The sequence below is a fragment of the Ruminococcus sp. genome, from assembly GCF_017650195.1.
Classification (GTDB): Bacteria; Bacillota; Clostridia; order Oscillospirales; family Ruminococcaceae; genus Ruminococcus.
In genome coordinates this window covers 1-23,616 of record NZ_JAGCFH010000043.1, presented here as the reverse complement: position 1 = coordinate 23,616, position 23,616 = coordinate 1, and the positions used below count along the sequence as shown (strand labels likewise).

At 45.1% G+C, this 23,616-nt stretch carries 25 protein-coding genes and 2 pseudogenes; 24 read left to right on the top strand and 3 right to left on the bottom strand.

All coding sequences use genetic code 11. The features are described 5' to 3' along the window. The 24 genes and pseudogenes from gid to J6U00_RS01905 form a co-directional block, all read left to right on the top strand. Positions 1–279: pseudogene (gene gid / locus J6U00_RS02020) on the top strand (methylenetetrahydrofolate--tRNA-(uracil(54)-C(5))-methyltransferase (FADH(2)-oxidizing) TrmFO); the annotation flags it as partial. Next, entirely contained in the window at positions 257–1,264 is a 1,008-nt protein-coding gene (plsX, locus tag J6U00_RS02015; protein WP_296578139.1) for a phosphate acyltransferase PlsX, read from the top strand. The pseudogene gid and the gene plsX, both read left to right, overlap by 23 nt. A 4-nt stretch (positions 1,265–1,268) precedes the next feature. Continuing rightward, positions 1,269–1,958, top strand: a complete 690-nt coding sequence (rnc, locus tag J6U00_RS02010) for a ribonuclease III (protein WP_296578133.1) — start codon at positions 1,269–1,271, stop codon at positions 1,956–1,958. Next, entirely contained in the window at positions 1,945–2,940 is a 996-nt protein-coding gene (locus J6U00_RS02005) for a radical SAM protein (protein ID WP_296578128.1), read from the top strand. The genes rnc and J6U00_RS02005 overlap by 14 nt, the downstream gene beginning before the upstream one ends. A 4-nt stretch (positions 2,941–2,944) precedes the next feature. Beyond that, the gene (gene smc, locus J6U00_RS02000; protein WP_296578123.1) at positions 2,945–6,517 is read left to right on the top strand and encodes a chromosome segregation protein SMC; all 3,573 of its coding nucleotides are present in this window, start codon (positions 2,945–2,947) and stop codon (positions 6,515–6,517) included. A 62-nt stretch (positions 6,518–6,579) separates the two neighbouring features. Then, positions 6,580–7,479: pseudogene (ftsY, locus tag J6U00_RS01995) on the top strand (signal recognition particle-docking protein FtsY); the annotation flags it as partial. A gap of 442 nt (positions 7,480–7,921) precedes the next feature. Then, positions 7,922–8,518, top strand: coding sequence for an RdgB/HAM1 family non-canonical purine NTP pyrophosphatase (rdgB, locus tag J6U00_RS01990; protein ID WP_296578120.1), 597 nt, complete (start codon positions 7,922–7,924; stop codon positions 8,516–8,518). 11 nt (positions 8,519–8,529) lie between these two features. Then, positions 8,530–8,832: a ribosome assembly RNA-binding protein YhbY gene (yhbY, locus tag J6U00_RS01985; protein ID WP_296578117.1), complete on the top strand. Its 303-nt coding sequence runs from the start codon at positions 8,530–8,532 to the stop codon at positions 8,830–8,832. 27 nt (positions 8,833–8,859) lie between these two features. Continuing rightward, positions 8,860–9,555, top strand: coding sequence for an NAD(P)H-dependent oxidoreductase (locus tag J6U00_RS01980; protein WP_296578115.1), 696 nt, complete (start codon positions 8,860–8,862; stop codon positions 9,553–9,555). A 13-nt stretch (positions 9,556–9,568) separates the two neighbouring features. Continuing rightward, positions 9,569–9,913, top strand: coding sequence for a hypothetical protein (locus tag J6U00_RS01975; RefSeq protein ID WP_296578112.1), 345 nt, complete (start codon positions 9,569–9,571; stop codon positions 9,911–9,913). A 26-nt stretch (positions 9,914–9,939) separates the two neighbouring features. Then, entirely contained in the window at positions 9,940–11,133 is a 1,194-nt protein-coding gene (locus J6U00_RS01970; protein WP_296578110.1) for a nicotinate-nucleotide adenylyltransferase, read from the top strand. Positions 11,134–11,171: 38 nt separating this feature from the next. Then, entirely contained in the window at positions 11,172–12,617 is a 1,446-nt protein-coding gene (locus J6U00_RS01965) for an LCP family protein (RefSeq protein ID WP_296578109.1), read from the top strand. 21 nt (positions 12,618–12,638) lie between these two features. After that, on the top strand, positions 12,639–12,998 hold the full coding sequence (rsfS, locus tag J6U00_RS01960; RefSeq protein ID WP_296578107.1) for a ribosome silencing factor: 360 nt from the start codon (positions 12,639–12,641) through the stop codon (positions 12,996–12,998). Positions 12,999–13,001: 3 nt separating this feature from the next. After that, entirely contained in the window at positions 13,002–13,352 is a 351-nt protein-coding gene (locus J6U00_RS01955; RefSeq protein ID WP_296578104.1) for a hypothetical protein, read from the top strand. Between the two features lie 19 nt (positions 13,353–13,371). After that, the gene (leuS, locus tag J6U00_RS01950) at positions 13,372–15,804 is read left to right on the top strand and encodes a leucine--tRNA ligase (protein WP_296578103.1); all 2,433 of its coding nucleotides are present in this window, start codon (positions 13,372–13,374) and stop codon (positions 15,802–15,804) included. A 196-nt stretch (positions 15,805–16,000) separates the two neighbouring features. Further along, positions 16,001–16,174 carry a 30S ribosomal protein S21 gene (rpsU, locus tag J6U00_RS01945; RefSeq protein WP_009984057.1) on the top strand — a complete coding sequence of 58 codons (174 nt, stop codon included), beginning with the start codon at positions 16,001–16,003 and terminating at the stop codon, positions 16,172–16,174. 79 nt (positions 16,175–16,253) lie between these two features. Next, positions 16,254–16,781, top strand: coding sequence for a YqeG family HAD IIIA-type phosphatase (locus J6U00_RS01940; RefSeq protein ID WP_296578101.1), 528 nt, complete (start codon positions 16,254–16,256; stop codon positions 16,779–16,781). A gap of 2 nt (positions 16,782–16,783) precedes the next feature. Continuing rightward, a complete protein-coding gene (gene aroQ / locus J6U00_RS01935; RefSeq protein WP_296578099.1) occupies positions 16,784–17,215 on the top strand; it encodes a type II 3-dehydroquinate dehydratase in 432 nt (143 codons plus the stop codon). A gap of 10 nt (positions 17,216–17,225) precedes the next feature. Next, the gene (locus J6U00_RS01930) at positions 17,226–18,290 is read left to right on the top strand and encodes an aminopeptidase P family protein (protein WP_296578097.1); all 1,065 of its coding nucleotides are present in this window, start codon (positions 17,226–17,228) and stop codon (positions 18,288–18,290) included. 84 nt (positions 18,291–18,374) lie between these two features. After that, positions 18,375–18,932 (top strand): elongation factor P, encoded by a 558-nt coding sequence (gene efp / locus J6U00_RS01925; RefSeq protein ID WP_294750653.1) that lies wholly within the window; start codon positions 18,375–18,377, stop codon positions 18,930–18,932. Between the two features lie 38 nt (positions 18,933–18,970). Next, the gene (locus J6U00_RS01920; protein WP_296578094.1) at positions 18,971–19,450 is read left to right on the top strand and encodes a CD1247 N-terminal domain-containing protein; all 480 of its coding nucleotides are present in this window, start codon (positions 18,971–18,973) and stop codon (positions 19,448–19,450) included. Positions 19,451–19,564: 114 nt separating this feature from the next. Beyond that, positions 19,565–20,053 (top strand): sigma-70 family RNA polymerase sigma factor, encoded by a 489-nt coding sequence (locus tag J6U00_RS01915; protein ID WP_296578092.1) that lies wholly within the window; start codon positions 19,565–19,567, stop codon positions 20,051–20,053. After that, complete coding sequence (locus J6U00_RS01910; RefSeq protein ID WP_296578089.1) at positions 20,050–20,700, top strand: zf-HC2 domain-containing protein; 651 nt, start codon at positions 20,050–20,052, stop codon at positions 20,698–20,700. The genes J6U00_RS01915 and J6U00_RS01910 overlap by 4 nt, the downstream gene beginning before the upstream one ends. Beyond that, the gene (locus J6U00_RS01905; RefSeq protein ID WP_296578087.1) at positions 20,693–20,974 is read left to right on the top strand and encodes a hypothetical protein; all 282 of its coding nucleotides are present in this window, start codon (positions 20,693–20,695) and stop codon (positions 20,972–20,974) included. The genes J6U00_RS01910 and J6U00_RS01905 overlap by 8 nt, the downstream gene beginning before the upstream one ends. Before the next feature lie 42 nt (positions 20,975–21,016). Here the strand turns inward: J6U00_RS01905 and J6U00_RS01900 are convergent, their stop codons facing one another. The 3 genes from J6U00_RS01900 to J6U00_RS01890 form a co-directional block, all read right to left on the bottom strand. Next, the gene (locus J6U00_RS01900) at positions 21,017–21,586 is read right to left on the bottom strand and encodes an ANTAR domain-containing protein (protein ID WP_296578086.1); all 570 of its coding nucleotides are present in this window, start codon (positions 21,584–21,586) and stop codon (positions 21,017–21,019) included. Between the two features lie 8 nt (positions 21,587–21,594). Further along, positions 21,595–22,890, bottom strand: a complete 1,296-nt coding sequence (locus tag J6U00_RS01895; protein WP_296578085.1) for a glutamine synthetase family protein — start codon at positions 22,888–22,890, stop codon at positions 21,595–21,597. Positions 22,891–22,976: 86 nt separating this feature from the next. After that, positions 22,977–23,435 (bottom strand): GNAT family N-acetyltransferase, encoded by a 459-nt coding sequence (locus tag J6U00_RS01890; RefSeq protein ID WP_296578084.1) that lies wholly within the window; start codon positions 23,433–23,435, stop codon positions 22,977–22,979. Positions 23,436–23,616 lie beyond the last annotated feature (181 nt).

Below are 23,616 nucleotides of genomic sequence, written 5' to 3'. Positions count from 1 at the left end.
GCAAGCGGGCTGATAGCAGGTATTGCCGCTGCAAGGAAAATAAAAGGACTTGAACCCCTTCAGCTCCCTGCTGATACAATGACAGGAGCGCTTTCACGATATGTCAGCGATCCGTTCAATAGTGGGAATTTCCAGCCAATGGGAGCTAATATGGGTATACTTCCCGATATCGGCGTAAGGATAAAAGATAAAAAGGAACGCTATGGCGCATACTCAGAACGTGCGGTCAGGTCGCTGAGAGGAGAGTTGGATAGAATTGGCAGTAAAGATAATAGTTGACGCTTTCGGAGGAGATAATGCTCCTCTGGAAGTTATAAAGGGCTGTGAAAGAGCAGTACGGGAGCTCGGCGTAAGCATTGTACTTACAGGCATAGAAAGTGAGATAAGGAGCTGCGCTGAAAAAAACGGTCTCAGCCTTGACGGTATAGAGATAGTTCATACCGATGATGTTTTTGATATACATGAAGAACCGAAGGAGATAATCAAGTCAGGGAAGAATTCCTCTATGGCTGTAGGTCTCGGACTTCTTGCAGAGGGCAGGGGAGATGCCTTTGTTTCCGCAGGCAGTACGGGAGCTCTCGTTATGGGAGCCACCTTCATCGTCAAGCGTATCAAAGGCATTAAACGGATAGCGCCTTCACCTGTTATGCCGGCAGATAAGGGCAGCTTCGTACTTGTGGATGCAGGTGCGAATACAGAGTGCCGCCCTGAGATGCTCGTACAGTTTGCTATAATGGGAAGCGCTTACATGGAAAAGGTAATGGGGATAGACAATCCGAAGGTTGCTCTGCTGAATATCGGCTCTGAGGAGACAAAGGGCAGGGAGCTTGAAATAGAAGCATACAAGTTGCTTGAAAAGTCAGGATTGAACTTCGTCGGAAATATCGAGGCAAGAGATATGCCAAAGGGCGAGGTGCAGGTTGTTGTTACAGACGGCTTTACAGGAAATATAGCTTTGAAACTCTATGAAGGAATGGGCAGCTTTTTCTCCAAAAAGGTAAAATGGCTTTACTCCGGAGCAGGAAAGCTTGGAGCTTTGCTTTCTTACAAAAAGATTCAGGCGTTTCGCAAGCAGATGGATTATAAGGAAGTGGGCGGCTCAGCGCTTCTTGGTGTTAAAAAGCCGGTCATCAAAGCCCACGGAAGCTCTGACGGTACGGCGTTCTTCAACGCTGTAAGGCAGGCAAAACGCTGTGTTGAGGGTAATGTCACAGGCGTTATAGAGAACTTTGTGTCCGGTATGGAGCTTGCGGACAAGGAGTGATACTATGGAAGATCTTGAAAGATTTGAAGAAATAATAGGATATAGATTCAATGATATACAGCTGCTCAAGCAGGCGCTGTCTCATTCGTCTTATGCAAACGAGAAGAAGCGCCCAAACGGCAGCAACGAGCGTCTCGAATTTCTCGGTGACAGCGTCCTTTCGATAGTTGTATCTGATTTCTTATATAAGAACCTCAATGTCGCAGAGGGTGAACTCACAAAAATGAGAGCCTCGCTGGTATGCGAGAAGTCACTGCATTTATTTGCGCAGCAGATAGAGCTGGGAAGATTTCTCCTCCTCGGCAAAGGTGAGGAGAATACCGGAGGCAGGGAGCGCCCCTCAATACTTGCGGACGCCTTTGAGGCTGTTATAGCCGCAATATATCTTGACGGCGGAATGGAGCCTGTATCAAAGCATATCCTGCGTTTTATGCCGAAGGATATACGCCATGCAAAGAAGCCGGTATTCAATGATTTTAAAACAGTCCTGCAAGAGGTAGTGCAGAAGAACCCCGAAGAAAAAGTAGAATATGTGCTTATCGGCGAAGAGGGCCCAGATCACAACAAGCGTTTTGTTGTGGAGGTATGCCTTAACGATCAGGTCATAGGCAAGGGCACTGGCAAGAGCAAAAAGGAAGCCGAGCAGCTAGCTGCGAAGGAAGCTCTTGAGCTTATGGGCTATGAAGCACAGTAATATATCCATATTCATCCCGCATATAGGCTGTCCGCATCAGTGCAGCTTCTGCGATCAGCGTACCATAAGCGGCGCACAGCACGCTCCCTCAGGGGAAGAAGTCAGGGAGATATGCCAGAAAGCGCTCATTGAAGTGAAAAAGCCTGAAAATACGGAGATAGCATTTTTCGGCGGCAGCTTTACTGCAATCCCCCGTGATTATATGCTGGAACTTCTTGAAGCGGCTCATGAGTTTGTAGGCGAAGGAAGATTCCGCGGCATACGCTGTTCAACCCGTCCAGATTGTATCGATTTCGAGGTATTACAGCTTCTTAAAAGCTATGGCGTCACCGCAATAGAGTTGGGGGCACAGTCAATGGACGATGAGGTACTTGAAGCTAATGAGCGCGGACATACCTCTGCTGACGTTGAGAACGCTTGTGAGCTCATACACGCATTCAATTTTGAGTTGGGATTGCAGATGATGATAGGACTGTATGGCAGCACTCCAGAAAAGGAGTGGGCTACAGTTGAAAGGATAGTTGCTCTTGCCCCGGATACCGTAAGAATTTACCCTGTTGTGATCCTTAAAAATACGAGGTTGGGAGAACTTCTTCTATCAGGTGAGTACAAGCCATTCAGCTTTGATAAGGCTGTGGAGATAGCCTCTGCTGCTATGGTCATGTTTGAGGGTAGCGGAATAAGAGTGATAAAATGTGGTCTTCACGCTTCCGAATTTGTGGAGCATGATATGGTGGGAGGTTTTTACCACCCTGCCTTTCGCGAGCTCTGCGAAGCACTTATATACCGCCATAATATTGAATTCATTCTGAAAAATGAAAATGTTAGCGGTAGTGTCGTTATAGCAGTCAATGAAAGATGTATCAGCAAAGCGACAGGACAGAAGAAATCAAACATTGCCTTCTTTGAGGAGCTCGGTGTAAATATAAAGTTGGTTGGGGATCAAGCTATCCCCAAGTATGAATGTGAACTGAGGAGGTGAGCGATTGTACCTTAAATCATTGGAAATACAGGGCTTTAAATCATTTCCGGATAAGATAAGCCTTACCTTTGACAAGGGTCTTACCGCTGTTGTCGGTCCTAACGGAAGCGGCAAGAGCAATATAGGTGACTCCGTCCGCTGGGTGCTTGGCGAGCAGTCCACAAAGACTCTCCGTGGTAACAAGATGGAGGACGTCATTTTTTCAGGAACAGTTGCGAGAAAACCCATGGGATTTGCCGCAGTTACGCTGAATATAGACAACCGTGATAATACAATACCTGATATCGGAGAAGAGATAGCGGTTACACGTAAGCTTTACCGCAGCGGTGAGAGCGAGTATTTAATAAACGGCAAACCATGCCGTCTTAAAGACATAAATGAGCTATTCATGGACACAGGTCTTGGACGTGATGGATATTCCATTATCGGACAGGGAAGAATTGCAGAGATAGTAGGCGCTAAGAGCTCGGAACGCCGTGATATATTCGAGGAAGCGGCGGGTATCTCAAAGTTCAGGTACAAAAAGCTGGAGGCTGAGCGCAAGCTGACAGCTGCACAGGAAAACCTTCTTCGCCTAACTGATATACTCTCAGAGCTTGAGGGCAGAGTTGAACCTCTGCGTATTCAGTCTCAGAAGGCTGAGAAGTTTATAAAGCTTGCAGAGGAGCGCAAAAAGCTGGAAATATCCGTATGGGTGACACACCTCGACGAGATGAAGCTGAAACTTGATGAGCTTGACGGAAAGATACTGGTAAGCAAGAATGAATACGAGAATATCGAGAACGACATTCAGCGCGAGGAGCAGAAAATAGCCGACGCTTTCAGAAAGATGCAGGAAAGTACCATGCGAGCTGATGAGCTACGCAGAAAGATGCTGGAGGAGGAGCAGACTGCTTCCGATATGAAGTCGGGTATCGCAGTTCTCGAAAACGAAATAAAGCACTGCAATGAGGCTGTTGAAATCGCGCAGAGGAATATCGACAACGCCGAGGAGGCCAAGAAAACTCTCGAAAACGAGAGAAAGGCTGTACTTGATGGACTTGCAGAGCTTGAAGAGCGCCAAAAAGCACTTGAGGCTGAGATAAAGGAAGCCGAAGAGAGCTTTGAGAGGGCTGAGAGCGAAAGCTCAAAGCTTGGTGACTCGGTTGACAAGGCGGGTAGCGAGATAAACGGTATGTACATCAGACAGAGTGAGTACCGTTTTACCATAGAATCCTCAAAGTCCATGATAAAGGAGCAGACGGAGCGTCTCAGCACTCTCCGTGAAAGCAGTGGAAATCTCGGCAAAAAGCTTGAGGAGTACGATGCACAGACAGCAGAAATAAATGCAGAGTCTGAAAAGAACTCCGCAAAGGCTGAGGAGATACGCAACAGGCTCAGTGGACTGGAAAGGCTTTACAAGTCACGCCGTGATGGTTTCGAGCAGGCAAAGAACGACTTTGAGCGTGCGTTGTATGAACTGAAAGACAAGCAGCAGCGCCGTAAGATACTCACTGACCTTGAAAACAATATGGAGGGCTTCGCAGGTAGCGTAAAGCAGGTGCTGAAAGCTTCAAAACAGGGACGTATCGGCGGAGTAATGGGAACTGTTGCTCAGAATATAGGCGTTGATCCCAAATATGCAGTTGCAGTTGAGACTGCACTCGGAGGAGCAATGCAGAATATCATCGTTGAGAACGAGGACATCGCTAAGCGCTGTATCCGCTTCCTGAAAGAGCAGAAAGGCGGACGTGCCACATTCCTGCCCATAACTTCTGTAAAGGGTTACGAGCTACGTGAGCAGGGACTGGAAAGCTGCGAGGGCTTTGTTGCTAACGCAAACAAGATAGTAACTTACGATCCGAAGTTCAGCGGTATAATCGCTTCGCTCCTCGGACGTATAGTAATAGCCGAGGATATCGACACAGCTACCCTTATAGCCAAGAAATACGGCTATAAGTTTAAGATAGTAACTCTTGACGGTCAGGTCATAAACGCAGGAGGTTCCTTTACCGGAGGCTCTGCACAGCGCTCCGGAGGTATAATTACCAGAAAGAACGAGATAGACAACCTTGACAGCGAGATTGCAAAGCTCGAAGATGAGCGCGACGCTCTCCGCGAAAAGGCTGAAAAGCTCCGTGCTGAGTCAGAAAAGCTGCGTTATGATACGGAAGCTGCAAAAGAAGAGCAGACACAGTGCGAGGCAGAACGTGTTCGCATAGGAGCAGAGCTTACAAGTCTTGCTTCACTTTCACAGCAGCTCCGCACACAGTCCGAGGACTCTGAGAGGCTAATCTCGGAGACTGAGCAACGCATTGCCGCAGCTCGTCAGAATATAGCCGATTCCGAAAAGGCTCTTACTGACACCGAAGCAGAGATAAAGGCTGCCGAGGAGAAGCTGGCAGAGGGACAGGGTATACGTGAAAAGCTTAGGCAACAGCGAGAGGAGCTGTCCGACAGACTTTCAGAGCTTAAGATAAAGGGCATGGAGCTTGCAAAGGACGTTCAGGCGCAGGAGCTGGAGCTTTCACGTCTCGACAGCAGGGAAGAGGAGCTGAAAAGCGGCGCAAAGCAGTTTGAAGACGAGATCTCACATCAGAAGGGCATTATATCCCAGAAGGAAAATGAGATTGCTGAGCTCAAACAGCAACTTGCTGATTTCAAGGACAATACCGCTGCTTACAATGCAGAGATACAGCGATGCCACGATACGCATAAGGAGCAGAATCGTCTTGTAAACGAGATGCAAAACGGTCTTAAGGCTATAAATGAGACCAAGGAGAAGCTCTCTGCTGATGTTACACGTCTTGAAGAGCGCAAGGAGACAGTTTGTCGTGATACAGACAATATCATCAGGCAACTCATGGAGGTCTATGAGCTCACACGCTCCGAGGCTGTACAGATAGCTGAGAAGATAGAGGATATGAGCGCTGCTCAGTCAGAGCTCACATCGATAAAGAACAAGATACGTGCTCTCGGAAGCGTAAACGTTGATGCTATCGAGGAGTATAAAGAGGTATCCGAGCGCTATCGCTTTATGTCGGAGCAGATAGCTGACGTACAGAAGTCAAAGGCTGAGCTTGAAAAAATAATCACCGATCTGACATCTGAGATGTGCAGGATATTCTCAGAGAGCTTTGCGATAATAAACTCAAACTTCAAGAGCATATTTGTGGAGCTTTTCGGCGGAGGAAAGGCGGAGCTCATACTCACAGATCCTGAAAACGTCCTGGAATCGGGTATAGAAATAAGCGTAGCGCCTCCTGGAAAGGTCATAAAGAACCTCATCTCACTATCCGGAGGAGAGCAGTCATTTGTTGCTATAGCAATATATTTTGCAATACTTAAACTGAGACCCGCGCCATTCTGTATACTCGATGAGATAGATGCGGCACTTGATGAAGTAAACGTAAGAAAGTACGCTCAGTACCTGAAAAAATTCACTGACACAACCCAGTTCGTGCTGGTAACTCACAGAAGAAGCGCAATGGAGGAGGCAAACGTGCTCTACGGTGTGACCATGCAGGAGGACGGTATCTCAAAGCTTCTAAAAATGGAGCAGGTGGATTTCCAGGAAGACGTTGCAGATGTACAATAATTTTTGTCACAGTTTCGCAGTTGGCTGCGATATGAATAATAGAACCGGTTTGGAGGACATAAATGGGACTTTTTTCTAAAATTTCCAGCGGTCTCAGAAAGACCAAGGAATTTCTTTTCGGCGGTATACAGCGAATCCTCAACAAATTTACCGTTATAGACGAGGAGCTCTTTGACGAGCTCGAGGAACAGATGATAATGAGCGATATCGGAGTTGAGACCTCTGAGGAGATATGCGACAGGCTCCGCAAAAAGATCAAGGAGCGCGGTATCACCGATCCCAAGGAGATAATGGGACTTATCCACGAGGTCATCGCCGAGATAATGGGTGACGATACGGGACTTGACCTTACGGTATCTCCGGCTGTCATCATGGTCATAGGCGTAAACGGCGCTGGAAAGACCACTACTATCGGAAAGCTCTGTCATCAGTTCAAGCAGGAAGGCAAGAAGGTTCTTGTTGCGGCAGCTGATACCTTCCGTGCAGCAGCTATAGACCAGCTGGAGGTATGGACTCAGCGTGCAGGTGTTGATATAGTAAAGCATGCAGAGGGCTCCGATCCGGGAGCGGTGGTATATGATGCTCTTGAAGCTGCAAAGGCAAGGGAATGCGACGTAGTAGTTATAGATACTGCCGGACGTCTGCACAATAAGAAGAACCTTATGGAGGAACTGAAAAAGATAAACCGTATAATCGACAGCAAGGCTGGCGAGTGTTCACGCGAGATACTTCTCGTACTTGACGCAACAACAGGGCAGAATGCGGTAAATCAGGCAAAGCTTTTCAGCGAGACAGCTCCTATCACGGGCATTGTACTCACAAAGCTTGACGGTACTGCAAAGGGCGGTATCGTTATATCCATAAAGAATGAGCTCGGAATACCTGTAAAGCTCATAGGCGTAGGCGAAAAGATAGACGATCTCCAGCCCTTTGACAGCAATATGTTCGTTGACGCTCTATTCACTTTCTCTGAAGAACCCAAAGAGGATGAAGAGGAAGAAGAGACAGAAGTATATGCTGATGATGAGGAAACAGATGAGGATATCGTTGAAGTGGACGGCGTAAATGGCTATTACAACGAATACGGAGCATTTATTCCTTATGAGGAAGAAGCTGAAGAGGAATATGACGAAGAGTCAGAGGATGAGTCCGAGGATAAAGAATCTGAGGAAGCTACTGCTGTATATGAGGAAGAAGGAGAACAGTCCTTCACCGAAGCTGATACCGAGGTTGAGGAAGAGACTGCTGAAAATGATGACAATAGCCTGACAGAAGAGTCCATGGACGCTGAGGCCGAAACAGACGAGGTAGAAGCTGAGGAGGAGCCCGAAGCAGAGCCTGAGCCTGAAAAGAAGAAAAAGAAGGGCTTCTTCAGCAGACTTTTCGGCAGAAAGGACGACGAAGATGATAACTAAGCTCGTTATGGCGACTAACAATGCCAACAAGCTACGAGAGGCACGGGAGATACTTGCTCCCCTCGGTATAGAGATATTATCACAGCGAGAAGCAGGTGCGAACTGTGATCCCGATGAAAACGGTTCTACATTTGCAGAGAACGCTCTTATCAAGGCAAGAGCTGTATACGAAGCTGTAAAGCTCCCTACTATAGCCGATGACAGCGGTCTCTGTGTAGCGGCTCTTGACGACAGACCGGGAGTTTACTCTGCGAGATACGCTCCCGATGGACAGCATTGTTCGAAGCTCCTTGAGGAGATGAAGGACGTTCCCGACGATAAAAGATGGGCTTCTTTCAAGTGTACGATAGCTTATGTCGATGACAGGGAAGCAACTACCATGTCAGGAGGTTGCATTGGGCATATCGGCTATGAGGAGCGCGGAACCAATGGTTTCGGCTACGATCCTATATTTATGGTGGGGGACCGCACAATGGCTGAGCTTACCCCTGAGGAAAAAAACAAGATAAGTCACAGAGCTGTAGCATTAAAAGGACTCTACGAGTACCTTAGCAAAAAGCAGCTTGATGAAAAGATATACGGATAAAGGAGTAGATTATGCTTACAAGCAAGCAGAGGGCATACCTGCGTGGTATAGCTTCAACTTATGAAACCATATATCAGGTAGGCAAGGGTGGTGTCACCGAAGCTATGTGCAAGGATATTGAGGCGGCTCTCACAAAGAGAGAGCTCATTAAGTTGAAAGTCCTTGACAACTCCGGCTGGACTGCTAGAGAAGCTGCCGATGCCATAGCAGAGCAGACAGGCGCAGATGTTGTACAGGTCATCGGCAATAAATTCGTGCTTTTCAAGCGCAACGAAAAGGAACCAGTAATAGAGAATATCCCAAAGGCTAAGTAAAAAACTTTATCCTTCAGGAGGTGCAGTATGAAGGTCCTTATAATAAGTGGTACAAACCACAAGGGCTCGACCTACAGTATCGGACGTATCGTGGCAGAAAAGCTCACGTCAGCGGAGAACATCAGCGAGGTGTTCCTGCCTCGTGACTTTGACGAGTTCTGCTGCGGCTGCACAAATTGTTTCATAAATAATGAGACCTTATGTCCTCATTATTCTAAGCTAAAGCCCATAACCGAACTTATTGACGCGACAGATGTGCTTATATTGACATCCCCGGTGTATGTTTACCACTGTACTGGGCAGATGAAGGCGTTGCTGGACCATTATGGCTGGCGCTGGATGATACATCGTCCCGACGGGAGAATGTTCAGCAAACAGGCAGTAGTAGTTGCAACAGCAGCGGGAGCAGGCGTAAAGTCAACAATGAAGGATATGGCTGATAGCTGCTTCTTCTGGGGAATACCTAAGACGTATAGACTGGGAAGACCGGTCGCGGCAGTTGACTGGCAGAGCGTAAAGCCTGAAATAAAGGACCGTATCAGTGCAAAGGCTGACAATATTGCAAAAAAGATACTGAAAAGGCAGGGTAAAGTACCTGTTGGTTTTAAGACCAAGGCGTTTTTTCAGATAATGAGACTTATGCAGCGTAACGGCTGGAACAAGGCTGATATGGACTATTGGAAAGAAAAGGGCTGGACAGGCAGCAAGCGCCCGTGGAAATGAAGGTAGTGATCAAATGATCTTATATAGACCCGTGGGTTCAGCTGAGCTCAAGCTCATAGCTGACAGCGGCTACAGGGCTTTCCCACCGAGACTTCCAGATCAGCCAATATTCTATCCTGTTCTCAATGAAAGATATGCCGCTGAGATAGCTGAAAAATGGAATGTGAGGTATAACTCCGAGCATAAGGGTTATATAACACGCTTTGAGGTAGATGACGAATTCTGCAGAAAATATCAGGTACAGATTGTAGGAAAAAGCTATCATCAGGAGCTTTGGGTACCGGCAGAGGAACTGAAGGAATTCAACAGCCATATAATCGGCAGTATAGAGGTTATAAAGGAATACGGAGTAGAATGAGCATATAACAGGTTCGGAGGTGTTAGATGAAAACAGGTATATACGGCGGGAGCTTTAACCCCGTACATAATGGACATATCCACCTTGCGGAGACAGCCGTTAGAGAATTCGGACTTGACAGGCTTTATTTCGTACCTTCAAAAAAGTCTCCCCACCGTTCAACAGCTGAATACGCTCCTGACGAGGACAGACTAGAGATGCTTCGCCTTGCGGCAGGAGCAGATGCTAAGCTCTTTGTCAGTGACTATGAGATTAAAAGCGACAGAGTGAGCTATACTATATACACGGTCGAACATTTTCGCAGGGAATTTCCTGAGGACGAGCTGTTTCTGCTGGTAGGGAGCGATATGCTTCTCTGCTTTGACACGTGGCATCGTTTTGAAGAAATTCTCCGTAATGTAACTCTCTGTGTTGTTTCACGTGAGAGCGGAGACCTTCCAGAGCTAAGAAAAAAGGCGGATGAGCTTGGAAAATACGGGAAAATAATTGTTTCAGAGGCTGTGCCAACGGAGGTATCGAGCACAAGCATAAGAAAAAAAATTGCAAAAAATGAGGATTTTACTTGCTATCTTAATGAAAATGTAGTACAATATATAAGGTCCAAGGGATTATATTCAGTTAGAGGTGAAGATGTTTTGCAGTATAACCCTGAAGATAAAAAGAAGATACTTAAAGCACGCCTGACCGTAAAAAGATATACCCATTCGCTCAACGTAGCGACTGAGTGTAAGAAGCTAGCGGAAAAATATGGTGAAGACCCTGACAAGGCATATTTTGCCGGACTCCTTCACGATATCTGCAAGGAGCTTCCTGAGGAAGAGCAGAAGGCTCTCGTTCTTGAAAGTGGGTTTACCGTGTGCCGTGAGGAAATGGAGACACGTTCTTTGCTCCACGGTATCGCAGGCGCTTATTATATAAAAAAAGAATTCGGGATCGAGGACATAGATATCCTTAATTCCGTAAGATTCCATACAGTAGGCAGAGCAGGAATGTCCCGCCTTGAAGAGATAGTATACATCGGAGATCTTATCTCAGCCGAAAGAGACTATAAGGATGTCGATAAAATGCGCAGACTGGCTTATACCGACCTTAATGCGGCTATGCTGGAAGCCTTTGCGTTTTCGATGAAATCCGTGATAAAAAAAGGTGGAGTTATTCCGATATGTACCGTCGAGGGGTACAATTTCTATACAAGACTGCTTAAAGAAGAAAAGAAATAAAAGCATTTTGAAAATGGTAATTTGAAAAGAGGAGTCAAATGAACCGAGAGGAACTTAACAAGGAGTTTTATGATAACAAAACAGGAGCTAGAAAACCTGTAAAGCCACTCAGAAAACTCAGCAGAATAGATCAGAAAACAAAAATAATACCTGAATATCAGGGACTTCACGAGTCACCTTCGATAGATATAAGCATCGGTGACGAGGATAAGAACCGCCGCCACGAACAGCAGACCTATTACGGAAAGCATGAAAAGGGCAGTGAAAAGCATCTTTACAATCAGGATATACCGAAGAAAAAGAGCAGCAAAAAGGACGTCTTAGTCAAGATAACATCAGTCGTGCTAAGTATAGCTGCTATAATAACATTGTGTCTTAATATGCCTATTCTTTGGTATAAAAAGAGCGGTCAGCCAGATGAGAGGGTATCTATACTCACATATTTCAAGCGTTGGCAGCCTACTATTGAAATTGAGGGAGAACTTGATCAGCCGACAATTGAGCTTAAGGTTGACACAGAGATAGTAAATGAAGACTTTACCGACGGACTTGATCTTCCTCAGCTCATTGAGGGACAGTATACCGTACTTTTCCTCGGCTTTGACGAAGAACTGGAGAATACTGACGTTATATGGATCTGCCAGTTCGATATTGCTGGCGGAAAGCTGCATATCCTTCAGGTGCCCCGTGACTGTTCAATGATTTATTACACGAGCAATCCTACTACCAAGATTAACAGCGTATATGCATGCGGTGATCCTGAGGTTAGCAAGATACAGCGTGTCGTAAACTGTGTTCAGGACTGCTTCGGCATACAAATAGATGCATACATCACTACTGCTTGCTTTGATATCCGTAATATCGTTGATCTTGTAGGTGGTATTCCCATGACTATCGACAACGAGATAATGTATGAGGCTGACAAGATAATACCTGCGGGAGATCCTGTTATTCTCAACGGCGATCAGGCAGAATGGTTCGTCCGCTTCCGTCATGACTGGTTACAGGGCGATATCGGACGTGTACAGAACCAGCGCCGCTTTATGAGAGCTGCTATGCAGAAGATACTTTCCATAGTCAAGGACGAGGGAAGGCCCAAGCTTTACAATTATCTATATACTATTTACAAAAACAAGTGGATAGCCACAAATATGAGTATAGAGGATCTCAGCAAGCTTGCGGATTTTGGTTCTGTGCTTGATATGGATAGTGTAATGGTAAACATGGTTCCCGGCGAGGACGCGGACTATTATATCAATAGTGAGGATTTTTATAGTATCTACTCTATTCACAAGAGAGCAACTATAGATATGCTCAACGAGTATTTCAGACCCTATCAGACGCCTATGCTCTATACTGAGAGCAACATAGTTGAATTCGTTGACGAATGGAATTACAGTTACGATGATTACGACGATACAGGCGCTACCTTCACGGAACTTGAAAATGCTACCGAGCCGCCGCGTTCGACAAATTACAATTAAACCGTAGGAAAGGTGAAACGAATGACCGAACAGGAAAAACTTGAACTTATCATAAAAACCCTCGATAGCAAAAGAGGCGAGGATATACAGGCAATAAAGATATCAGATTTGACAATACTTGCCGATTACTTCGTTATCGTGAATGGTACCAGCAATACACATGCAAGGACCCTTGCCGACGAGGTAGAGTTCGTCCTTTCCCAGAAGGGCATTGAGCCTCTGCGTCGGGAGGCTGATACTGGAAATACATGGATAATTCTTGATTACGGAGATATCATAGTTCATGTATTCTATAAGGATACAAGGAATTTCTACAAGCTTGAAGGCTTATGGGCTGACGGCGAGCAGATGGATATCAGCAACATGATAACCAAGGAGTGAGCTATGGGTACTGGCAATCCTAAAGGACGCGCTATATGCGTTGCTATGAGCGTATACTTCATCGCAAAAGCGGTGCTGAACATTATTCTGAGGGGCGGCTTCGACTTCGGGGATATGTTCATTGCAATCGGACTTGCTGTGATAATGCTTACTGGCTTCAAGGGACTTAATTACATCGCTGCTTCGGTTCTTGTGGTAGTTGCGGCGATACATTTGCCGGATAATATATCCAATATAAGTTCAAACTGGATATATCTCATCGAGGGTATCATAGATATCGGTTGTGCAGTGTTGCTGTGTGCGGACAAGGACGTCAAGGAGCATTTTTCAAAAACAATAACGATTAATAATTAAATAAAGGAATGATATTAAAATGAGCAGATATGATTTCACATCTGTGGAAGCAAAATGGCAGAAATACTGGGAAGAACACGAGACCTTCAAGACTGATGTATGGGATTTCAGCAAGCCAAAGTTCTATGCACTTGATATGTTCCCTTATCCGTCGGGAGTAGGTCTTCATGCCGGACATCCTGAGGGCTATACAGCTACGGATATAGTTTCGCGTATGAAGCGTATGCAGGGCTATAATGTCCTTCACCCTATGGGCTACGATTCCTTTGGACTCCCTGCCGAGCAGTATGCCGTAAATACAGGCAATCACCCCAATGGCTTCACTCAGGAAAATATCAAGACCTTTTCTAAGCAGCTTAAGGAGCTTGGCTTTGACTACGACTGGTCAAAGATGATAGCAACATCTGATCCCGAGTTCTACAAGTGGACGCAGTGGATCTTCAAGCAGCTCTATAAGGACGGCTATGCAAAGTACATAGATATGCCTGTAAACTGGTGCGAGGAACTGGGAACAGTACTTTCCAATGACGAGGTAATCGACGGCAAATCAGAGCGCGGCGGCTTCCCCGTTGTAAGAAAGAATATGAAGCAGTGGGTAATCGACCAGCCAGCCTTTGCTGAGAAACTTCTTGAGGGACTTGAAGAGATAGACTGGCCCGAGTCTACAAAGGCTATACAGCGCAACTGGATAGGTAAATCCACTGGCGTTGAAGTAGAATTTGATATAGTAGGCGGTGGAAAGTTCTCTATCTTTACCACCTGTATTGAAACTATTTACGGTATCACCTTCATGGTACTCGCCCCCGACGGAGCTATCACAGAGAGCCTTCTCGATCGTGTACAGAACAGAGAAGAGGTACAGGCATATATTGACGAGACAAAGAAAAAGAACGACATGGACCGTACAGAGCTTAACAAGACCAAGTCGGGCTGTGAGCTTAAGGGGGTTACCTGTATAAATCCCGTAAATGGCAAAGAAGTCCGTATGTTCATCGGTGATTTCGTACTTGCAAGCTACGGTACAGGTGCCGTTATGGCGGTTCCAAGCCACGACCAGCGTGATTTTGAGTATGCAATTGCTCATAATATCGACATGATACAGGTCATCGACGGTAAGGACGGACATATTGACGTTTCCGAAGCTGCAATGGAGAAGACTGAGTACCTCGGCAAGGGCTACAAGCTCATTAATTCTGAGGAATTCACAGGTCTTACCGTTGAAGAAGCAAAGGAAGCCATAACTCAGAAGCTTGAAAAAATGGGCAGGGCAAAACGCACTGTAAACTATCACTTCCGTGAGTGGATATTCGCTCGTCAGCGCTACTGGGGCGAGCCTGTTCCCGTAGTACACTGCGAGGATGGAGCAATTCACGCTCTTGACGATGAAGAGTTGCCCCTCATACTTCCTGAGCTTGATGACTACAAGGGTAAGAACGGAAAGGCTCCTCTTGAAAATGCAACTGAGTGGAAGAAGTACGACAAGAACGGCGTAAAGGGTACACGTGAGACATCGACTATGCCCGGAAGTGCAGGTTCGAGCTGGTATTATTTCAGGTATATAGATCCACACAACGACAAGGAATTCGCTAATCAGGAGCTTCTGAAGCACTGGATGCCTGTTGACCTCTATATAGGCGGTCCGGAGCATGCTGTAGGACATCTTATATATTCACGTATATGGAACAGATATCTCTATGACAAGGGACTTGCTCCCACTAAGGAACCCTTTAAAAAGCTTGTTCATCAGGGTATGATATTGGGCGAGAACGGCATAAAAATGGGCAAGCGTTTCCCTGAGTTCGTTGTAAACCCATCTGATATCGTTAGAGATTATGGCGCGGATACTCTCCGTCTTTATGAGATGTTCATGGGACCTCTCGAGGTCAGCAAACCCTGGAGCAAGAACGGTGTTGAGGGCGCAAAGAGATTTGTACAGAGAGTATGGAGTTTCTTTACAGAGACCGGCAAGCTTACTGACAGCAATGACGGAGCGCTCACAAAGGTATATCACCAGACTGTAAAGAAGGTAACTGACGATTTTGAGAAGCTTGCCTTCAATACAGCTATCAGCCAGATGATGATATTTGTGAATGCAGTTTATAAGAACGATTCCTGTCCTAAGGAGTATGCTGAGGGACTTATAAAGATGCTTTCCTGCATCACTCCTCATGTCGGTGAAGAGATATGGAGCATTATGGGACATAATGATACTATCGCCTACGAGAGCTGGCCTGTATACGATGAAGAGCTCTGCAAGGAGGATACTATCGAAATCGTTATACAGGTAAACGGTAAGCTCAAGGCAAAGCTGAATGTTGCTGTAGACGCAGAAAAGGATCCCGTTATTGAAATGGCCCTCAGCGATGAAAAGGTAAAGGAAGCCCTTGAAGGCAAGACCATAGTCAAGCAGATATATGTACCAAATAAGCTTGTTAATATTGTTGCAAAGTAACGAAAATTTTAATTAATAAAAAAATGCTTGACAACGGGCAGAAAATGTGGTAAACTTATAGTATATTCTATATGATTATATTTGTGTATCTGCTGTTTTTTGGGGTATGCGCTGACTGACGTCCTGTTACGGACGATTAGTATAGATGCTATGGAGCAAAGCTCTGTGCAACCTCTGAACAAGGGAGGGAAATTGAGTGGCAGAAGTTCGTGTTGGCAAAAACGAGTCTTTAGACACAGCTCTTAAGAGATTTAAGAGATCATGTGCAAAGGATGGCGTAATTGCTGAGGTTCGTAAGAGAGAGCACTACGAGAAGCCTTCGGTAAAGCGTAAGAAGAAGTCTGAGGCAGCTCGTAAGCGTAAGTATTAATCTTACGAATTATGATTAATGTTGATAAAAGCGGGCTGCGGCTCGCTTTTTCATTTGTTGAACGGAGTTGACAAATAGTTTGGGATTAAAACATAAAATTACAAATACCGACGTTGATTTCGCTTTCAGGAGAACAGTTAACATAACTCCCTCATTTCTGAAAAAGCACGGTATAAAAGGCCTTATCCTCGACGTAGACAACACCCTTGCTGTGCATGACGATCCCATACCTGCCGATGGTATAACGGAATGGCTTCAAAATATGAAAAATAACGGTATAAAACTGATAATAGTCTCAAATAATCACGATGGGCGTGTAAAGCGTTTTGCAGCACCTCTAGGTCTGGATTATGTTTGCGACGGCGGAAAGCCTCTGAAAAGAGGATATACTGCCGCTATGAAGAAAATGAGGCTTACCGCCTCAGAGACTGCCGCTGTAGGAGATCAGCTTTTTACTGATGTATGGGGAGCCAATCATTCCCACATAAGAATGATATACGTTCAGCCAATAGAGCCTGAACCAAAGAGCAAGAGGTTCATACGCTTCAAGAGAGTACTTGAAAAGCCTTTTCTGCCAAGAAAATTTGTTGACGACAAAAAGGAGTAAATATGGTTAAGAAAATACTTGTTATACACGGTCCAAATCTTAATCTGCTGGGGGAGAGAGAGCCAGGTATATATGGAAATACTGGTATAGATACCCTCAACAGTAATATTATCGACCGTGCAAAGGAGCAGGGAATGGAGTGTGAGATATTCCAGTCCAATCATGAAGGAGCTATCATCGACAAACTCCATGCCGCAAGAACTGTATTTGACGGCGTAATAATTAATGCAGGAGCATATACACACTATAGCTATGCGATACGTGACGCAATAGCAGCAATAAAAATACCTGTCATAGAAGTACATATCAGCAACGTTTTCGCACGTGATGGATTCCGCTCAAACTCAGTAATAGCACCTGTATGCAAGGGAAGCATAAGCGGCTTCGGCTTCGGAAGCTACTATCTCGCAGTGCAGGCGCTTGCAGAGCTCTGAGAGGTGCGCAATGACAAGATTTGAAAAACTCTTTGAAAGTTTTGAAGGGGCAGATTGCGCTCTTATTACATCTGATATAAACCGAAGGTATTTTACCGGCATGAAGTCCTCAGCAGGAGTCGTAATTGCATTCCCAGGTAAAGCATATCTCCTCATTGATTTCCGGTATATTGAAAAGGCAAGGGCTACTGTTACAGACGCTGAGGTAATTGAGGCAAAAAAGCTCTATCCACAGTTAATGGAGCTGCTCGACAAGCACGGAGCAAAGTCTGTGGCTATAGAGTCTGAAACAATGACGGTGAAGGAGCTAAATGCCTACGAGCATTTTTTCAGCCAGATACATTTCGTACACGATGACTCACTGAGCACTGCGATATCTGCTCTCAGAATGGTCAAGGACGAGAGCGAGCTTGAATGTATAAGAAAGGCACAGGAAATAGCGGAAGCAGCTTACGATAAGATACTTTGCTTCATTAAGCCGGGAGTTACCGAGCGCGAGACAGCCCTTGAGCTCAACAGACTTATGTTCGAGCTTGGCGCAGAGGACCTTTCCTTTGATACTATCGTACTTTCGGGAGCAAATACTTCTATGCCTCACGGTGTTCCATCGGACAAGAAGATAGAAGATGGCGAGTTCGTTCTAATGGACTTTGGAGCTGTATATAACGGATATCACAGCGATATGACCCGTACTGTATGTGTAGGGCAGCCTGATGCCGAGATGAAAAAGGTTTACGACACTGTACTCAGCGCACAGCTTGCAGCCCTTGAAGCTGCAAAGGCAGGTATGAACGGTAGCGAGCTTGACAGGATAGCCCGTGATATCATAGATCGAGCAGGCTACGGAAGCTGTTTCGGACATTCTCTCGGACACGGCGTTGGCATGGAGATACACGAAAAGCCGAATGCTTCGACAAATTACAAGCTACCTCTGAACGAAGGAGCTGTTATCACTGTAGAACCAGGAATTTACTTAGCAGGCAAATTCGGCGTAAGGATAGAGGATTTTGTCATTTTGACCGAAAACGGCTGCGAAAACTTGACAAAAAGCGCAAAAAGTCTAATTACTTTATAATTATTCATTTTAGGTATTGCAAATAATACTGAAATGTGGTAAAATATAGTATATTATTATTTTAAAAATACGGAGGTATTTATAATGATTTCAGCAGGAGATTTCAGAAACGGCGTTACCTTTGAGCTTGACGGACAGGTAGTACAGGTTATCGAATTCCAGCACGTTAAGCCCGGTAAGGGAGCCGCTTTTGTAAGAACTAAATACAAGAACGTAATCACTGGCTCGGTTGTTGAAACTTCATTCAACCCTACTGCAAAATTCCCCACAGCTTTCGTTGAGAGAAAGGATATGCAGTATAGCTACAATGACGGAGATCTTTATTACTTCATGGATCTTGAGTCCTACGAGCAGGTACCGATCAGCGCATCTATCCTTGGCGACAGCTTTAAGTTCGTAAAGGAAGAAATGATCTGTAAGATACTTTCTTACAAGGGCAACGTTTTCGGCGTTGAGCCGCCCAACTTTGTAGAGCTCAAGGTAACACAGACAGATCCTGGTTTCAAGGGTGATACAGCAACAAACGCAACAAAGCCTGCAACACTTGAAACAGGTGCTGAGATCAAGGTTCCGCTCTTCATCGATGAAGGCGAGATCATTCAGGTAGATACAAGAACAGGCGAGTATATGTCTAGAGCATAAGCCTTGCCTTTACTATAATTTGAGAGGAGGAGCTTGTTATGAAGCTTACCGAGAAAATGTCATACTTAAAGGGACTTATAGACGGTCTTGAGATTGACACTTCCACAAAGGAAGGAAAGGTGCTTATCCAGATGTCGGAGGTTATGTCAGAGCTGGTGCTCTATGTTGACGACCTTCAGTCACAGGTAGACGAGCTCACAGAGCTCTGCGATATTCTTGATGAAGACCTCGGACAGGTAGAGGACGATTTCTACGAGTGTGACAACTGTGACGGAGACTGTGACAGCTGTGATGAGGACGATGACTGGGACGACGATGATTTCGATTTTGACGACGATGACGACGAACTTTATGAGATCACCTGTCCTACATGTGGAGATACGATACTTCTTGACGAAGGTATGATAGAAGAGGGCTCAATGAACTGTCCTAACTGCAATGAGCTCCTTGAGTTTGATTATGACGATCTTACTATCGAGGACTTTGAGGACAAAGACGAAGCTCCCGAGAAGAAGTAATATTGCCGTAAAATTGCAAATACGCTGCGGATTGAATATCTTTCCGCAGCTTTTTTATTATTTCTGTAACGAAAGTGAAATATCGTAGTCTTATAGTTGAAGGCGGTGAGAAGTTTGGATAAAGTCGAAGAGCTCTACAAAGATTATTTCCATGATGTATACCTTTATATAAGATCACTGTCGGCGGACGAACATCTTGCCGAGGATATAACGCAGGAGACTTTTTTCAGGGCGATGAAGTCCGTTGACAGCTTCCGCGGTGACTGCGATATAAGGGTATGGCTGTGTCAGATAGCGAAAAATCTTCTATATACACACGGCAAAAAATGTGGCAGGTTTACTGGAGAAGAAGTTCCCGAAACACTGCCCGATTCAAAAACTTCCATTGAGGATATGGTTGCTGACGGAGAGCAGAGTATGGAGATACACCGTGTTCTTCATACGCTGAGTGAGCCCTACAAGGAGGTATTCACGCTGAGAGTTTTCGGTGAGCTTAGCTTCCGGCAGATAGGGGATATCTTCGGAAAAACCGAAAGCTGGGCGCGAGTGTCCTTCCACCGCGCAAAGCTTAAGATAATTGAAGAACTGGAGGTACAGAAATGAATAACTGCGATATAGTAAAGGATTTGCTTCCGCTGTATGCTGATGATGTATGTAGCGAGGAGAGTATAAAAGCGGTCGAGGAGCATATCAATGGCTGTCCAACCTGTAGATCGGAGCTTGAAAAGTTACGTCAAAATGTAAGTATAAGTCCTCAGAAGGACGGAGAGGTACTTAAACGTATAAAGAGACGTCTGCGTATAGAGAAGCTCATAGTGGGGCTTATAAGCGTTTTAGCTATATGCGGAGTGATGATATTCGGGCTTATGTATCTTTTAAACACAGCTGAGTCAATGGACGTGAAAAAATATAATATTCCCAATAATCTCAATGTAACAATACACGGCAATGAGCTTTATCTTGTTGTCGATGGTGAAGCAGCTGCTTTTTGGTACACTTTTCCAACTATAAGTGACACAGACGGAGATCATATGGGGTATGGAACAGGCTTTGACAGAGAAAAGAAGAATGGTTATGGTATCACATTCAAACAGCGTAAAATAGAAAGCATTGCCATTGCAAGAATAAAAGGAAAATGTGAGATAAAGCTGTTTGATATCGAAAAGAATAAAGCAATGGACAAATTTTTCTACTACGATGATGTGAACAACAAAGAATATGTTTTATGGGAGCGTGATAAAAATGACTGAGAGAAAGTTCAGTATACCGCTTAGCCTGATTGCCGCTGCTTCATTTGCGGTCGGATTTTTCGGATTTCCCGTTGAAGGAATAGTACTTGCGGTTATAACAATAATTATTTCAGTGAAGCTGCGTGAAAAGTATCTTATAAAGATACCAATAGCCGTTTGTATCGTTACTATTGTGGTCGCAGGTGCATTTATTGCGTTTATGATATACACAGGCACAAAGGGCGGATACAACAGCTATTGGCTTATGCGTCTAATATTCGGTACCCCTAAATAAAAATGAATACCCCCGTCAAATGACGGGGGCAAAGTTTTACTATTATTCATATTGTGTAAGTATCCTCTGTGCCACTTCAAGACGAGTCTGGCGGTTGTTCATTGCTTGCTTTTCGATATATTTGTGTGCCTGAGGCTCAGTGAACTTCAGGTATTTCATGAGAGTGGTCTTTGCGCGGTTAATAGTGCGCATTTCTTCTATACGACTGAGGATATCTGAACTTTCACGTTTTACGCCTGCCATACGTATTCTTGCCGCAATGACAAGGCGTATAGTGCGCTGTAAGAGATCGCTCGTCACGGGCTTGGCGATAACATTTATACCGCTGTCCGAGACTCTGTCAGCTATATCATCTGCAACATCGCTTCCGCATATAAGTATGATACCAGCTGAGGTAGACTCGGCAATCATTTCTGCAAGCTCTTGCCCGAATTCGTCGGGTAAGGGCGTATTAATTATGACAACCTCAGGTTCGGTATCGTTATTGACGAGCCTACGTGCTTCGCTACCGCTTGCCGCAAAAGCTGTCTTCACGCAGCCTTCTATGCGCAGTAGCTGCTCTGCCAGCTCGGATATATTACTGTTTGCGGAAACTATCAATGCTCTTTCCATTTATTACCTCATACGAATTTGAAATATGACTCTTCTTCAAATTTGTCCTTATCCGCAGCTTGTTCATAGTCAAATATCTGGCGGTCGAGCTGAGCGAAGATATTACCGAGCAGCTCAGGAGAAATGGTACTTCTTACGAAATGGCTTGCCTTGGCAGCGGAAGTTGCCTCCTCAAGAGTAGAGGGGAGTGGCTGGAAAACAGAGCCTGCAGTATCGCTGTGCATAGCGCTCTCGAAGAGAGAGGAATCATTTCCGAGTATACCTTCTATACCTGCGGCAAGTATAAGCTTGAAGGTGATATACGGGTTGCAGCATGCGTCTGCTGAGCGTATCTCAATACGTGGAGATATACCCACAGGCTTTGGAACTCTGATAAGCTGAGAGCGATTGTCCGTAGACCAGTTGACATATTTTGGCGCATAACCTATACCGAAGCGCTTGTAGGAGTTGGTAGTGCAGTTGAGAAAGGCAGTTATCTCCCTAATCTTGCTAAGAACTCCTGATATAAAGCATTTACCTTCATGGGGCATAGCGTTTATATCGTTGCCGAAGATATTATCGCCTCCCTTTTTAAGGCTTATGGATATGCTAAGAGCGCTTCCGTGCTCATCTGGGAGAGGCTTCGGCATGAATGAAGCAAAAAGACCGTTCTGAGCGGCTATGGACTTAACAACAGTCTTGTAATGTACCATATTGTCAGCAGCGGTTATGGGCTCGCTTTCGCGGAACTCTATCTCATTCTGCGCTGGACCGTGCTTATGGCAAGAGCTCTTGGGACTCATTCCCATTTCCTCAAGGGAGAGACATATTTCACGTCTTGCGTTCTCACATTTATCAAGGGGAGCAACATCGAGGTAGCCGCCCTTATCGTGAGGTATCTTGGTAGGCTCGCCACGTTCGTCAAGCTCGAAAAGATAAAACTCGCATTTTGTGCCCATTTCGCAGGAATAGCCGTCGAGTCGAAGCTGATTGATATAGTTTGTCAGCTCTGTACGCATATCGCCTACATAGTCGCTTCCGTCGGTGTTTTTCAGTGAGCAGAAGAAGCGTACAACACGTCCCGACTTCGGTCTCCACGGGAGAACGGAAAGTGTTGATATATCGGGAACGAGAAGCAAATCAGAGCAGCCCTCCGCAATGCATGAAGCGTCGAACGGGATGCCATATTCAAATGCACGCGGTAGCTCGTTTGGCATAATAGCCACGTTTTTTAGATTGCCGAACATATCGCAGAAAGTAAGTCTTATAAATTTTACGTCGTTCTCTTCAACGAATTTCAGTATCTCTTTAGGAGAAAAGCTCATTGAAAGACCTCCAATTTAGTTTTTAGCCTTTAGCACTTAGCCGTTTGCTATTATAGTGGCGGATATTTTTCGCCCATTATTACTATTTATTTTAAAGCCATAACATATATCTGGCATGGATTATCTTCGTCCCAGTAAGTGGGGAAAACCTCTAACTCCTTGAAACCGCAGCTGAGATAGAATAGATTGGTCTTGTCGTAATCAGGGTATTTGCCCATTTGAACAGTTTTTACCTGCATAAAGGAATAACCGCTTTCAGTAGCGATAGTCTTAGCCTTTTCAAATAGCTGACGACCGATTCCGCTGCGGTGATAGTTTTTCATCACACCCATAACAGCCAGTTCCACGGTATCCTTACCGGTTTCTTTCAGACAAAGGAATCCCACATGTTCTCGGTTTTCGTTAGCTGCTATAAATATCCAGTCAGCACTTTCGCGGATATACTGTTCCCTTGATTCGTCTACCTCGAACCATTCTCTGAGCGCTTCAAGTACTTTTCGTGATATTTTTCTTTTTTCATTTTTATCAAAAATCTGTTCTATCAATTATATATTCTCCTAATTATAGTTTTGAAAAGGACAGCGTCCTTAACTTTCAGATATAGGGGCGGATATTATCCGCCCACATGCTTTACTAACTCTACTTTTATTTTTTCACAATATATTGAGAATTTAATGTCCTGTTCAAATGAATAGATATGAAATCGTGTATGTTTTTCAACTCCTG